Annotated in this window: 12 protein-coding genes; 3 read left to right on the top strand and 9 right to left on the bottom strand. The window is 62.1% G+C overall.

Annotation, left to right across the window (positions count from 1 at the left end; all coding sequences use genetic code 11):
- Nucleotides 1-442: 442 nt before the first annotated feature.
- The gene (locus tag AC1DX0_RS19680; protein WP_477222094.1) at nucleotides 443-994 is read left to right on the top strand and encodes an STM3941 family protein; all 552 of its coding nucleotides are present in this window, start codon (nucleotides 443-445) and stop codon (nucleotides 992-994) included.
- 187 nt (nucleotides 995-1,181) lie between these two features.
- Here the strand turns inward: AC1DX0_RS19680 and AC1DX0_RS19685 are convergent, their stop codons facing one another.
- Genes AC1DX0_RS19685 through proS form a run of 3 tightly spaced genes read right to left on the bottom strand, consistent with a single transcriptional unit; the run spans nucleotide 1,182 to nucleotide 4,473 of the window.
- The gene (locus tag AC1DX0_RS19685) at nucleotides 1,182-1,910 is read right to left on the bottom strand and encodes an ABC transporter ATP-binding protein (RefSeq protein ID WP_477222093.1); all 729 of its coding nucleotides are present in this window, start codon (nucleotides 1,908-1,910) and stop codon (nucleotides 1,182-1,184) included.
- Nucleotides 1,862-3,148 carry a lipoprotein-releasing ABC transporter permease subunit gene (locus AC1DX0_RS19690; RefSeq protein ID WP_477356512.1) on the bottom strand — a complete coding sequence of 429 codons (1,287 nt, stop codon included), beginning with the start codon at nucleotides 3,146-3,148 and terminating at the stop codon, nucleotides 1,862-1,864. Before AC1DX0_RS19690 ends, AC1DX0_RS19685 begins: the two co-directional genes overlap by 49 nt.
- Nucleotides 3,145-4,473, bottom strand: a complete 1,329-nt coding sequence (gene proS, locus AC1DX0_RS19695; protein WP_477356514.1) for a proline--tRNA ligase — start codon at nucleotides 4,471-4,473, stop codon at nucleotides 3,145-3,147. Before proS ends, AC1DX0_RS19690 begins: the two co-directional genes overlap by 4 nt.
- 216 nt (nucleotides 4,474-4,689) lie before the next feature.
- Between proS and AC1DX0_RS19700 the strand changes: the two genes are divergently transcribed.
- On the top strand, nucleotides 4,690-7,188 hold the full coding sequence (locus tag AC1DX0_RS19700) for a caspase family protein (RefSeq protein WP_477222090.1): 2,499 nt from the start codon (nucleotides 4,690-4,692) through the stop codon (nucleotides 7,186-7,188).
- 489 nt (nucleotides 7,189-7,677) lie between these two features.
- Here AC1DX0_RS19700 and AC1DX0_RS19705 read toward each other — a convergent pair whose 3' ends face one another.
- On the bottom strand, nucleotides 7,678-7,962 hold the full coding sequence (locus AC1DX0_RS19705) for a DUF1467 family protein (RefSeq protein ID WP_477356516.1): 285 nt from the start codon (nucleotides 7,960-7,962) through the stop codon (nucleotides 7,678-7,680).
- Nucleotides 7,959-8,363 carry a methylmalonyl-CoA epimerase gene (gene mce / locus AC1DX0_RS19710; protein WP_477356518.1) on the bottom strand — a complete coding sequence of 135 codons (405 nt, stop codon included), beginning with the start codon at nucleotides 8,361-8,363 and terminating at the stop codon, nucleotides 7,959-7,961. Before mce ends, AC1DX0_RS19705 begins: the two co-directional genes overlap by 4 nt.
- Before the next feature lie 157 nt (nucleotides 8,364-8,520).
- Between mce and AC1DX0_RS19715 the strand changes: the two genes are divergently transcribed.
- Entirely contained in the window at nucleotides 8,521-9,384 is an 864-nt protein-coding gene (locus tag AC1DX0_RS19715; protein ID WP_477222088.1) for an MBL fold metallo-hydrolase, read from the top strand.
- 16 nt (nucleotides 9,385-9,400) lie between these two features.
- Here AC1DX0_RS19715 and AC1DX0_RS19720 read toward each other — a convergent pair whose 3' ends face one another.
- The 4 genes from AC1DX0_RS19720 to AC1DX0_RS19735 all read right to left on the bottom strand — a co-directional run.
- On the bottom strand, nucleotides 9,401-11,071 hold the full coding sequence (locus AC1DX0_RS19720) for a ribonuclease J (RefSeq protein WP_477356520.1): 1,671 nt from the start codon (nucleotides 11,069-11,071) through the stop codon (nucleotides 9,401-9,403).
- Between the two features lie 134 nt (nucleotides 11,072-11,205).
- Nucleotides 11,206-12,027, bottom strand: a complete 822-nt coding sequence (locus AC1DX0_RS19725) for a biotin--[acetyl-CoA-carboxylase] ligase (RefSeq protein WP_477356522.1) — start codon at nucleotides 12,025-12,027, stop codon at nucleotides 11,206-11,208.
- Nucleotides 12,028-12,032: 5 nt separating this feature from the next.
- On the bottom strand, nucleotides 12,033-13,469 hold the full coding sequence (gene nuoN, locus AC1DX0_RS19730) for an NADH-quinone oxidoreductase subunit NuoN (RefSeq protein WP_477356524.1): 1,437 nt from the start codon (nucleotides 13,467-13,469) through the stop codon (nucleotides 12,033-12,035).
- Between the two features lie 18 nt (nucleotides 13,470-13,487).
- On the bottom strand, nucleotides 13,488-14,240 hold a 753-nt coding region (locus AC1DX0_RS19735; protein WP_477356526.1), incomplete at its 5' end, for an NADH-quinone oxidoreductase subunit M.

Genomic DNA, 14,240 nt, shown 5'->3' on the forward strand with positions numbered 1-14,240 from the left:
CAATCCCGGGCATTTCCGGAATCGCCGGCGATCAATTCCGCAGGGTTAAGGAAAGGTTGACGCGGCGAATGCCCGGTCATCAAGCGCCGACCAGGGCTCGTCGAGATTTAGGTCAGGCTGAGTCGAGAATGGTGGACTCCGAGAACCGGAACGAAGTGTACTTTCGGGTACACCGGAAGCGCAGGAGGCCGCCTTTCGCAGCCGGGCATCAACTGGGTATGCCGTGCCCTGCTAAAGCGGCACCACCTTGCCGTCGCCGCGAACCCGTCCGGCAGCAGTCGGCCGCGATGGCGCGGGGTTGGAAAGGACGGGCGGCATTCGCAAGCAAGCACGCGAACAAGTAAAGTTGAAGTTGAACCGATTTTCCACCGCGCGAAAAACGGGCATAGCCTGCGATGGAAGGCGGGTGTGCGACAATCCCGTTAGCTGCCATGAGGTTGTGATGTTAGCTGCCCACTCAGACAGTTTCGTCGCGTATCCGTCACGCTGGCGGTGCGCACTTCTTGCATTTGGTTCATTAGCTTTTGTTATCGTAGGGCTGTGGATGTTAGGCGCCTTTGGTGCTGTGCCTACCCCTACTATCCAATACTCTCATCGGAAAATACTTATTGCCGGCTGGATTGCTGTGATAGTGGGTCCGTTTGCCGCGATAAAATGGACTTCAAAATTGTTCGTGACGGCGGAGCAATTGCGTATCGACGCGGCGGGTATTCGCTATTCGCCTTGGTCCGATAAAACTATACCCTGGTCGGAGATAGCAGACGTAACGACCTGGTCACGAAACGCGCTGAAGCGAATCGTTTTACATCTACGCCATCCCAACAACTTCCCCGGCAAAGGATTAGCTGCTCGTTTGGTTAGTAAGCTTACCGGAGGTAATGTATCCATAACCATTTTACTGACCGGCACAGACCGTAGCTACGATGAGGCTATGTCAGCGATCGAGCGTTACAGGCAGCCGAGCCAACCCCCCGTTGCCCGCTTGGCCGCCTAATCAGTCGAGAAGCGGGCGGGCTAAAACCCACCAATCTCTGCCCTTCACGTTTATGGGTTACGGCCTGAATGAGGGATGCTGATTGACACTCGGAGAGATCAGACCCCGAACGCCAACCTATATTCGCGGAAATCTCGCTGGAGGTTGTCCAGGTTGGACCCACTCCGGCAGCGAACATCGACATGCCCTAAAGCGGCACGACCTTGCCGTCGGCCAGCGTAACGCGCCGATCCATGCGCGATGCCAGGTCGTGATTGTGGGTCGCGATCAGTGCCGCGAGGCCCGATTGCTTGACCAGTGCGCCCAGCGCGTCGAACACATAGGAGGCGGTGACCGGGTCGAGGTTGCCGGTCGGCTCGTCGGCYAGCAGCACCAGCGGCGCGTTGGCGACGGCGCGCGCTATGGCGACGCGCTGCTGCTCGCCGCCTGACAATTCGGCCGGCCGGTGCGAGGCACGCTTGCCGATCTGCATATAGTCGAGCAGCTGTGCGGCGCGCTCCGCCGCTTCCTTGCGCGACAGCCCCTTGATCAGCTGCGGCATCATGATGTTTTCCAGAGCGGAAAACTCCGGCAGCAGATGATGGAACTGGTAGACGAAGCCGACATCGTTGCGGCGAATCGACGTGCGTTCGTCGTCGGACAGCCGCCCGCAGGCCCGGCCGGACAGGATCACGTCGCCGGCGTCGGGGCGTTCCAGCAGGCCRGCYGTGTGCAGCAGCGTCGACTTGCCRGTRCCCGACGGCGCCACCAGCGCCACCATCTCGCCGCGCTTCAGCGAGAARTCGGCGCCGTTCAGGATGGTGAGCTTGCGCGGCCCTTGCACATAGTGCCGCTCGACACTCTTCAGCTCGATAATGACCTCGGCCACTACTCGTACCTCAAGGCTTCGACGGGATCGAGGCGGGCCGCCCGCCATGCTGGAAACACCGTCGCCAGGAAAGACAGTCCAAGTGCCATGATGACGACATAGGTCGTCTCACGCGGATCCATCTTTGCCGGCAGCTGGCTGAGGAAATAGAGTTCCGGATTGAACAGCACCTTGCCGGTCATCCAGGAGAAGAATTGCCGGATCGATTCGATGTTGGTGCAGATGACGACGCCAAGCAACACGCCGGCGAGCGTTCCGGTGACGCCGATCGCCGCCCCCGTCATCAGGAAGATGCGCAAGATGGCACCGCGCGTCGCGCCCATGGTGCGCAGGATGGCGATGTCGTGCCCCTTGTCCTTCACCAGCATGATCAGTCCGGAAATGATGTTGAGCGCCGCCACCAGCACGATCAGCGTCAGGATCATGAACATGACGTTGCGTTCGACCTGCAGGGCCGAAAAGAAGGTCTCGTTGCGCTGGCGCCAGTCGACCATGTCGATAGGCCGCTGCGCCGCCTCTTCCACTTTCGGTTTCAGCGCGTCGACATCGTCGGGATTGTCGACATAGATCTCGATCGTCTGCGCGCGGCCATCCATGTTGAAATAGAGCTGCGCTTCGGAGAACGGCATGTAGACGATGGACGTGTCATATTCCGACATGCCGACTTCGAAGATCGCCGCGATCTTGTAGCCTTTCATGCGCRGTGTTGTGCCGATCGGCGTCACGTCGCCATCGGGTGAGATGAGCGTAATGGTATCGCCGAGCGTGAGGCCGAGATTCTCGGCCATGCGTTTGCCGATGGCGACGCCCTCGCCGCTATCGAAATCGGCGAGCGAGCCTTGTTTGATGTTGCTGGCGACGATGGCGATCTTGCCGAGATCTTCACCGCGTATGCCGCGCACCAGCGCACCGGTGCCGCCGCCGACATTGCCTTGCGCCAGCACCTGGCCGTCGATAAGCGGGATGGCGTATTTGACGCCGGGCACGCCGTTGATGCGGCCGGCGACCTGGGCGTAGTCCTCMAGCGGCGAATCGAGCGGCTGCACGATCAGATGSCCGTTGACGCCAAGGATGCGCGTCAAAAGCTCGGCGCGAAACCCGTTCATCACGGCCATGACGACGATCAGCGTCGCCACCCCCAGCATGATGCCAAGGAAGGAGATCGAGGCGATCACCGAGATCACCGTCTCCTTGCGCCGCGAGCGCAAATAGCGCCACGCCACCATGCGTTCGAAGATGGAGAACGGGCCGGCGCCCGCCGATCTTGCCGCCGCCGCCTCGCTCATGCGGCCGCACCGAAGCGTTTTTTCGCGTCAGCCAGCGGCAGTGTTTCGCGCTCGCCGGTCTTGCGATTCTTGATCTCGATCTCGCCGGCGGCCACGCCGCGCGGACCGACGATCACTTGCCAGGGCAGGCCGATCAGGTCGGCGGTGGCGAATTTGCCGCCCGGCCGCTGGTCGGTGTCGTCGTAAAGCACATCCTTGCCGCTGGCTGCGAAGGCGGCATAAAGCTCGTCGCAGACGCGGTCGCAGTCGGCGTCGCCCACCTTCATGTTGATCAAGCCGATGTCGAACGGCGCCACGGCGTCGGGCCAGATGATGCCGTTGTCGTCRTGGCTGGCTTCGATGATCGCCGCGACAAGCCGTGACGGGCCGATACCGTAGGAGCCGCCGGAGACGAAATGATCCTTGCCGTCGGGCCCGGTCACCTTGGCGCCCATGGGCTTCGAATATTTGTCGCCGAAATGGAAGATGTGGCCGACYTCGATGCCGCGCGCMGAGACCYKGTCCSCYTCGCCGASCTTKTCCCACGCCGCYTCRTCATGCATCTCRTCGGTGGCGGCGTAAGGCGTCGTCCACGTCTTGACGATGTCCGATATTTCGGCGTCATTGGCGAAGTCGGTGTTTTCGCCGGGCACCTGGAGCGACAGATAATCGCGATCGCAATAGACCTGGCTCTCGCCGGTGTCGGCCAGGATGATGAATTCGTGGCTGAGATCGCCGCCGATCGGTCCGGTATCGGCCCGCATCGGGATCGCCTGCAAGCCCATGCGCGTGAAGGTCCTGAGATAGGACACGAACATCCTGTTATAGGCAGCCCTTGCGCCTTCGAAATCGAGGTCGAAGGAATAGGCGTCCTTCATCAGGAATTCGCGYGAGCGCATGACGCCRAAGCGCGGCCGCACCTCGTCRCGGAAYTTCCAYTGGATGTGGTAGAGRTTGAGCGGCAGRTCCTTGTAGGACYTGACRTAGGCACGCACGATTTCGGTGACCACTTCCTCATTGGTCGGACCGTAGAGCATGTCGCGGTCCTGTCGATCCTTGATGCGCAGCATCTCCTTGCCGTAGTCGTCATAGCGGCCGCTTTCGCGCCACAGATCGGCCGACTGGATGGTCGGCATCAGGATTTCCTGCGCACCGGCGCGATTCTGCTCCTCGCGAATGATCTGGCAGACCTTGTCCAGCACCCGCTTGCCGAGTGGCAGCCAGGAAAAGCTGCCCTGCCCCTGCTGGCGGATCATGCCGGCACGCAGCATCAGCCGGTGCGAGACGATCTCGGCCTCGCGCGGATTTTCTTTGAGGATAGGCAGGAAATAGCGCGACAAACGCATGGACTGGTCCGTGAATGAGAACGGCCACGCCAGAATCGGCGCGACACAGGCTTGCTTGACCCGGCTTCATAGCCATTTCAAGGCACAATGGAAACCCGGCGAAGGCGGCACATTGACGCCCTCATGCCCGGAATCCCTCAGTTTCCGGCCCACATAGCGCCGGCTTGCTTGAGCCGAAAAGTCGTGGGACGCTGTCCACCGGGGTGGATTGGGGCATTGCGTTTTTTCCTGGCAGTCATCCTTGCGATCTTTTTCGTCTCGGCGGCGCACGCCGAGCGGCGGGTCGCGCTCATCATAGCGGCCGACGAGTACCGCAACGTGCGTCCCCTGAAGAATGCGGTGAACGACAGCCGCACGATCGAATCGGCGCTGCAAAAACTCGGCTTCGACGTCACCACAGAAGCCAACCGCGACTTGAAGCGTATGCGCCGCGCGATGGAGGACTTTCGCGACGATGCTGCCGGCGCGGATGTCGCGCTGATCTATTTCTCTGGCCATGGCGTCGAGATCGCCGGCGACAACCGTCTCCTGCCGGTCGATGCTGATCCGTCTTCGCTGGACCGGTTGAAGGCCACAACCCTTCCGCTTGAGGAGGTGCGTGAGACCGTGACTGCGGTCGGCAAGATCGGCCTCGTGGTGCTCGATGCTTGCCGCAACGATCCTTTCGGCCAATCGGGAGAACGCAACTCCGACGCAGGACGCGGCGTGGTGTCCATCGCGCCAGAGGTTAAAGCCGAGGCCAAGCCCGGGCTTGGACGCATGGGCCGGGCGGAAAACGTGCTGTTCGCCTTCTCCGCGGCACCCGGACAGACGGCGTCTGACGGCGCATCCGGCAATTCCGAGTTTTCCGCCGCATTGGCCAGGTTCCTGCCCACCGACGGGCTGGAAATACGCTCTGTGCTGACGCTGGTTCAGCAACAGGTTTACGATCTGTCGCGCGGCAAGCAGCTTCCCTATGTCGAGAGCGGCTTGCCGCGGCTTTTCTTCGCCGCGCAGGCCAGCAAGGATGCCCTGCCCGAGCGCGATCGTCTGCTGCTCGCCATGGCCGATGTCACGCCCGACTTGCGCGTCGAGGTCGAGGCGGTGGCGGCCCACGCCGACATGCCGCTGGCGCCGCTATACGCCGCACTTATCACCTCCGATGGCAAGGCGATGGCGCCAGGGCAGCGCCAGCAGAAACTCCAGGAAGCGGCCGACGCTTTCATCAAGGTGCGAGCCGATTTACGCAACTTCGCCTCCTCCGATCCGCAGGTGACGGCGCTGCGCCAACAGGCCGAAGCGCAATTGGCACTCGGCTCGTTCGACGAGGCACGTGCGCTGCTTGGCAAAGCGGCGGATATCGACGGCAAGTCGCGCGACGATCTGAAAAACCGCTTCATCGAGCGTACGCTGTCCGAGGCAACGACGCACTATTTAGCCGGCGGCGCTTCGCAGGCGCAGTTGCGTTACGACCTCGCCATTGAAGACTATCGCAAGGCCGTGGCGCTCTACGCTGATGTCGAAGGTTTCCAGATACCGGACGACGCGCGCTATCAGCAGACACTGTCCTGGGAACTGATCGGCACGCTGGAAACGACCGTCGGTCATCTGCAGGAAGCCGGCAAAGCCTATTATTCGATGGTCCGGTCCGCTGAGAAACGCGCGGCCGCCGAGCCCGACAAGATCGACCACCAGCGCGACCTTGCCGTGGCGCAGAACAAGGTCGCCGACGTCAAGAAGGCGATGGGCGACACCGCCGGCGCGATCGCGCTTTACCAGCAGGCTCTCGCCACGATGAAGGCGATTCTCGATAAAGAGCCTACGCTTGGCTATCTGCGCGACTACGCCGTCTGCTTCAACCGCATCGGCGACGCCATGCGGGTTTCGGGCGACGGACCCGGCGCGCTGGCGAACTACCGTTCGGCGCTCAAGGTGGCCGAATTCCTGGTCGAGAAGGCGCCTGATAATGACGGCTTTCGGCGCGACCTCTCCGTCAGCCATTCCAAGGTCGGGCTGGCGCTCAGGCTTACCAACGACCTCGAAGGCTCGATCGCCGAATATGAAGTGTCCTTGCAGATCACCGAGGCGCTGGCGAAGAAGATGCCTGATGACGCCGAACTGCAGCGCGACATCACCGTCAGCCTCACCGCTATCGGCGACCTGCAGCGGCTGACCGGGCACAACGACAGGGCTTTCGAACCCTACCAGCGCAGCGTCGATATCGCGCGGAAGCTGGTGGCTCGCGACCCCGGCAACACGCTATGGCGGCGTGACCTCGAGCTCGCGCTGGGCAAGATCGCCGACGCCCGCGCCGAGGCCGGCGACCTTGATGGATCGCTCGCCGACCGCCGTTCCGCGCAGGCCATTGCGGAATATTTGGCCGAACTCGACCCCGACAATGCCGAATGGCAGCGTGACCTCGCGGTTGGCCACAACCGGATCGGCGACGTGCTGATGGGCAAGGGCGACAAGACCGGCGCGGCTGCGGAATACCAGGCTGGCTTCGTCATCGCCGAGGCGCAGCTGCAAGCCGATCCGGGCAACGCACAGCGCACGGTCGATGCCGCCTTCAGCCGCTACAAGCTGGCAATCGCCGGCGTTGAACCCTCGGCAAATCTCAAGGCCGCGCTGGCCATGCTGACCGGACTGAAATCTGAAGGACGCCTGCCGGGTGCCAATGAAGGCTGGATCGGCATGGTCGAGAAAGCGATGGCTGAGGCCGGCGTCGCAAAATAGGGTCAGCCGACTGTACGGGAGAGCCCAACCTCTTGGGATTTGGCCGCCAATTCTTAGCGCGCGTCAACTGAGGACATGCCGCAAAGGCTCCGTGGTCGTTTCGAAAGCAAAGCATGCCATACTATTGTGCAGTGCAGCACGAGAATGCCTGTTTCGAGGCAAAATTCTTCGTGACATTTTCATTCGGCTTGGGCTAATGTCCCGCGATAACCGAGAGGGCGGAGAAAAATCTGCTCTCCTACGCGGTCAAAGTCTTGGGAGGATGCGATCTAGGCGCGGTTATTCGCTGCCGCCGGAAAACGGAAACAGATCGGACGCGTTTAATTGCAAGGCCTTGTGCCTTGCATTTTTTTTGTGCAATCATCTGGTTAGCGCGGCGAATTGCCAGGTTACATGACCTTGCGTCAGTTAGCGCCCGGCACAAAAATGGCGGCATCTCGATCCCCCTCCGCAGCGCTTCGATCTCGTCGGAGCCCCTCTCGCGGAAATCTATTTTGCCGGGGTCTGGCCGAAATCCGGCACGATGTGCGGGATGTCGTTGAGGCTGTATCCGAGCCCGTGCGTCAGGCCATAGAAAATGCCCATCAGGATCGCCGTAGCGATGGTGGTGCGGATCACCGCGCGCAACATGTGCGGCCCACGCGGYGCGCTKGGAACCGTGCCCAGCGTCACGTCGTGATCGTCATCCTGCGTGCGSACGCTGAACGGCAGCACGRCAAACAGCACCACCCACCAGGTCGCGAAAAACAGGGCGGTGAACGAAACCCAGCTCATGATTGCTCCAGTTCGAYCAGCGTGCCGAARAARTCCTTSGGATGCAGGAACAGCACCGGCTTGCCRTGYGCGCCRATCCTGGGRTTGCCGTCRCCCAGSACGCGGGCGCCGSCGGCCTTGAGCYKRTCSCGCGCKGCCARGATGTCGTCRACYTCGTAGCASASATGATGCATGCCGCCSGASGGGTTCTTCGCCAGGAACGCGGCGATCGGCGAGCCCTCACCCAACGGCTCCAGCAATTCGATCTTGGTGTTGCCTACATTGACGAACACCACCGTGACACCATGCTCCGGCAACGCCTGCGGCTCCGTCACTTCGGCGCCCAGAGTGTTGCGGTAAGCGGCAATAGCAGCAGCCAGATCCGGCACGGCAAGCGCGACATGGTTCAGCCGTCCGAGCATGTGCGAGCTGTCTCTCTTCTGTCCAATGGCTCGCSTCATACGTCAAATCGGCTGAGATCAACAGCCATTCACCAGGCGCGCACTGTCGCACTTCGGCCTCAGCTTCCAAATCGCGATCCAGGCTATTCCAATCGGAAACCGCAAAGTACAAGCAGTAATGTCCGATATCCGCCCTGCCCGCGCCCGCGTTTTCACCTTCGATCTCGGGTCATTCAAGATTGCCGCCTTGCTCGACGCCGTCGATGTTCGCGACAACCTTGCATCGTCCTTCGCAGCCGGACAGTCGCCAGATTCGGTGCTCGAACTCGCGGTCTCGAACTTCATCGACCCGGATCGGTACGAACATTGTTTCATCCCGACACTGATCGACACCGGTTCCGAAAAGATCCTGTTCGACACCGGATGCGGAGATGAAGGCAGTTCACTTCTTGACTGTTTGCAAGACCTTGGGCTCGGGCCTGATGACATTGGCGTGGTGGTCATCACGCACGGCCATCCGGATCACATCGGCGGGCTTGTCAGAAATGGCGAACCGGTTTTCAGCCGGGCACGCTATGTATTCGGCGCGGCGGAATTCGCCTTCTGGACCGAGGGAACAGCGGTTCGCGAGGCCAGATTGGCCAACCGTGACCTGTTCAGGCAGATTTGCACCGGGCTGGCCGACCGGGCAACATTCATAGCGCCTGGAGATGAGGTGCTGCCGGGCATTACCGCCATCGATGCGTCAGGCCATTCCCCCGGCCTGCTGGCATTTCTCGTCGAAAGCGGCGGCCAGCAATTGCTGATCTGGTCGGACGCCTTCCTGCACTATGTCGTGTCCATCCAGCATCCCGAATGGCATGCGGACTTCGATGACGACAAAGAACAGGCCGTCGAGACCCGCAAGCGCCTGCTGAAGATGGCCGCGGAACAGCGCCTGCTGGTCGCCGGCCACCACATGCCATTTCCAGGCCTGGGCTACATCGAATCGGCGAACGGTTCTTTTCGCTGGCTTCCGGTCAGCTATCAGCTGAACGTGTAGCGAACCGCTGTCGTCCTCACCTGGTGACGAAAACCGTCACCAGTGGCTTCTTGCCCCAGGCTTCGTTGGCGGCGCCGCGCACCGCGCGACGCACCGCTTCCTGAACCAGGTCGAGGTCCTTTCGCCGCTGGCGGGGAATCGAATCGACCGCGCCGACGGCCGCATCGATCATCAAATCCTCAAGCGTCTCGCCGCTGGCATCGGCCTCGGCGACGCCGATGGCGACCAGATCGGGGTCGCCAGCCAGTTCATACTTGTCGTCGAGCACGACATTGACCGCGACATGGCCGGCAAAGGACAAYTTGCGCCGATCGCGAATGCCCATCGCCTGGTCGGWACCGATCAGCCTGCCGTCCTTGTAGATGCGGCCGAACGGCACCTGGTCGATGATGGTGGCGGGACCGGGAGCAAGCCTCAGCATGTCGCCGTCGCGCACCTGCGCCACCTGGCCGATGCCGGAGGTCGACATCAGCGAGCCCTGCGCCACCAGATGCGCCGCCTCGCCATGCACGGGAACGCCGATCTGCGGGCGCACCCACTCATACATCTTGCGCAACTCGCTGCGGCGGGGATGGCCGGAGACATGCACCAGCGCATCGCCGTCCTCGATGATCTTGAYGCCGAGATCGATGAGRCGGTTCTTGATCTCGAGGATCGCCTTCTCATTGCCGGGAATGGTGCGCGAGGAAAACACCACCGTGTCACCCGCCGTCAGCGATACCGATTTCATCTCGTCACGCGATAGTTTCGCCAGTGCGGCCAGCGGCTCGCCCTGGCTGCCCGTGCAGATGATGACCAAGTTTTCGCGCGGGATGAAGCCGAAATCCTCCTCGGCGATGAACTCCGGCAGGCCGTCCATGTAGCCGAGCTCATCGGCCACATCGATGACCCGCTTCAGCGAGCGGCCAAGCACCAGGCACTGGCGGCCGGCATCGCGTGCCGCCCTGGCGATGGAGACGATACGCCCGACATTGGAGGAGAAGGTGGTGACGGCAACACGGCCGACAGCACTCTGAATGACGCCCTTCAGCCCCTCGCCAACCGCCACTTCCGAMGGCGATTCGCCTTCSCKSAGCGCATTGGTCGAATCGCAGATCAGCGCCAGAACGCCCTTGTCGCCATAGGCGCGGAACCGCGCCTCGTCGGTCTTGGGTCCGATCGTCGGTTCCGGATCGATCTTCCAGTCGCCGGTATGGATGACGGTGCCGGCCGGCGTGGTGATGGCCAGCGACATCGGCTCGGGGATCGAGTGCGCCACCGGAATGGCTTCGATCTCGAAGGGACCGACGGTGAATTTTTCGCCGGCCCGGTAGATCGTCACCGGGATCTTCGGTGCCCCCTGCTCGCCCTGCCGCTTGGCGTCCAGCAAGCCGGCGCTGAACGGCGTCATCCAGACCGGTGCTTTCAGCTTCGGCCAGGTGTCGAGCAACGCGCCATAATGGTCTTCATGCGCGTGGGTGATGATGATGCCGCGCAGATTGGCGAGGTTTTCCTCGATGAAGCGCGTATCGGGCAGCACCAGATCGACGCCGGGCAGGCTGGCATCTGGAAAGGTGACGCCGACATCGATGACGATCCATTCGCGTGCGCTCGGCGGGCCGTAGCCGTAGAGGGCGAAGTTCATGCCGATCTCGCCCACGCCGCCAAGCGGCACGAAGACGAGTTCAGCGTTTTCGGCTTTCGCCATGATTTTTCCCTTCCTGGCCCTCAGGCCAAGCCGTTGAAGCAACTCCAGGAAAAGCGTGTACCGGCTTTCCCACAGGAATTGCGCAGAAACAAACAGTTATAGCCGTCATTGTTCATATCGAACAATGAACCGCCCTAAACCCGAGCCGACGCCACCGCGCCGAAATGCACGTCGCCGGCTGCGATCGTCACAACAGACCCCTCATCGTCGCGGATCACGAAACGACAGTCTTCGTCAATGGTCTCGAACACCCCACGCACCACATTACCGTCAATTCTGACAGCAACCTCGCCGCCAAGCCCCGCCGCGCGCGCCAGCCAGCGCCGCCTGACGGCGGCCAAACCGCGCCCTTCGTCCCACAGGCGGGCATTCTCGCTCCAGGCATCCGAGAGCGCAAGGAACAGCGTTTCCGCGTCGCATGTCGCTCCCAGAGCTTGCAGCGATGTCGCGGGATACGGCAAATCCGGTGGATGCGCCACCACATTGACGCCGATGCCGACGGCGACCGCGAAGCGGCCACCATCCAGTATCGCCGACTCCAGCAGGATGCCGGCGAGCTTCGCACCGGACGCAAGCACGTCGTTCGGCCATTTCAGCTCGAAGCGGTTATGCCCCTGGCTGGCGCCATCGAGGCCGATTGATATCCGGCCCTTCGGCACCACGGCGTCGAGCGCGTCGGCAAGCGACAGGCCGGCAACGAAACCGAGCGTCGCGGCAAGGCGAAGCTCGCCGCCGGTGATGACGAGCAAGGTCGCCGCCAGATTGCCTTCCGGCGATACCCAGGCACRGCCACGCCGGCCACGCCCGCTTTCCTGCTTCTTGGAAACGACCCACAGCCTGCCCGGGTCGCCTGCCCTTGCGTGGTCCAGCGCCACCGTGTTGGTGGAGCCGACGCTGTCATGGGCCTCGAGCCGGAACCCTTCCGACGCCGAGGTTGGGGCCAGCCGAAATGCCATCCCGTCTAGAAAAATGTCTTGGCGGCGGCTTCGGCATAGGTGCCGATCGGTCCGCCGATCAGCACATAGAACAGCACGAAGGCGCCRCWGACGCCGAGCACGACACGCAGTTCSSTSGCCATCGGCACGAAGCCGCCGACCGGYTCRTCGAACCACATGATCTTGATGATGCGCAGRTARTAATASGCGCCCACCACGGAGGCCAGCACGCCGATGATCGCCAGCGCATAGAGATGCGCGTTGATGGCGGCGAGGAAGACGTACCACTTCCCCCAGAAGCCGGCGAGCGGCGGAATGCCGGCCAGCGAGAACATCAGGATGGTCAGGATCGTCGCCATGATCGGATTGGTCGAGGACAGCCCGGCCAGATCGCTGATCTGCTCGACATTGCCTTCCTTGCGCCGCATGGCGAGGATGAACGCGAAGGTGCCGAGCGTCATCACCAGATAGATCAGCATGTAGATGGCGACACCACGCACGCCGGCCTGGCTGTTTGCGGCAAGTCCGACCAGCGCGTAGCCCATATGGCCGATCGAGGAATAGGCCATCAGGCGCTTGATGTTGGTCTGGCCGATCGCGGCGAAGGCGCCGAGCGCCATCGAGGCGATCGAGATGAAGACGATGATCTGCTGCCAGTCSGMRGCGATCGGCTTGAAAGCRCCCATKGTGACGCGCACSAKMAGCGCCATCGCCGCCATCTTGGGGGCTGCCGCCAGGAAGGCGGTTACCGGCGTCGGGGCGCCTTCATAAACGTCGGGCGTCCACATGTGGAATGGCACCGCCGAGATCTTGAAGGCAAGTCCGGCCAGCACGAAGACGAGGCCGAAAACCAGCCCGAGCTGACGCTCGCCGCTGCCGAGTGCCGAGGCGATCTCCTGGAAGCCGGTGTTGCCGGTGTAACCGTATACCAGGCTGATGCCATACAGCAGCATGCCCGACGACAGCGCGCCGAGGACGAAGTATTTCAGGCCTGCTTCGGTCGAACGCAGATTGTCGCGGTTGATCGCGCAAAGCACATAGATCGCCAGCGACTGCAGTTCGAGGCCGAGATAGAGCCCGATCATGCTGTTGGCCGAGATCATCAGCATCATGCCCAGCGTGCACAGCAGGATCAGCACCGGATATTCGAATTTGTCGAAACGCTCCGCCTTGGCAAAGCGCATCGACATGACCAGCGTCACCGCCGAGCCGACCAACGCCAGCACTTTCATGAAGTGGGAGAAGGAATCCTGGATGAAGGCGTTGCCATAGGCACTGCCCTGCCCGGTCTGGAAGATCAGCCAGAAGCCGGCGACCACCAGCACGGCCACCGCAAGGCCCGTAACGAAGTTGGCGGTGTTGGCGCGCGAATAGGCGCCGACCATCAGCAGCGCGAGCGCGCCGATGGCAAGGATCAGCTCGGGCGTCGAGAGCGACAGGCTGGAGAGAAGGTCCGGCGTCATGGTTCGCAAAACCTCTGGTCAGTTCGCCGCCGCGGTCTGCGCGGCGCCGATGGATGCGGTGACATTGGTGACGAGCGACTTGACCGATTGGGCCGTCGCGTCGAAGACGGGAGCGGGATAGACGCCGAAGAAGATGACCAGCACGACCAGCGGGTAGATGATCACCTTCTCGCGCGTCGACAGATCGAGCAGCCCCTTCAGGCTGTCCTTGGTCAGCGCGCCGAAGATAACCCGGCGGTAGAGCCAGAGCGCATAGGCCGCCGAGAGGATGACGCCGGTGGCGGCGAAGAACGCCACCCAGGTGTTGACCCGGAACACGCCGAGCATGGTCAGGAACTCGCCGATGAAGCCGGATGTGCCCGGCAGGCCGACATTGGCCATGGTGAAGATCAGGAACACGGTGGCGTATTTCGGCATGTTGTTGACCAGGCCGCCATAGGCATCGATTTCACGCGTGTGCATGCGGTCGTAGATGACGCCGACGCACAGGAACAGCGCGCCSGAGACAAGGCCGTGSSTSAGCATCTGGAAGATCGCGCCCTGCACGCCTTCCTGGTTCATGGCGAAGATACCCATGGTGACGAAACCCATATGGGCGACCGACGAATAGGCGATCAGCTTCTTCATGTCCTCCTGCATCAGCGCCACCAGCGAGGTGTAGATGATGGCGACGACGGARAGSGTGAASACCAGCGGCGCGAACATYTCSGAKGCSAGCGGRAACATCGGCARSGAGAASCGCAGGAAGCCGTAYCCGCCCATYTTCAAGAG

The organism is Mesorhizobium sp. P3_A9 (assembly GCF_056402975.1).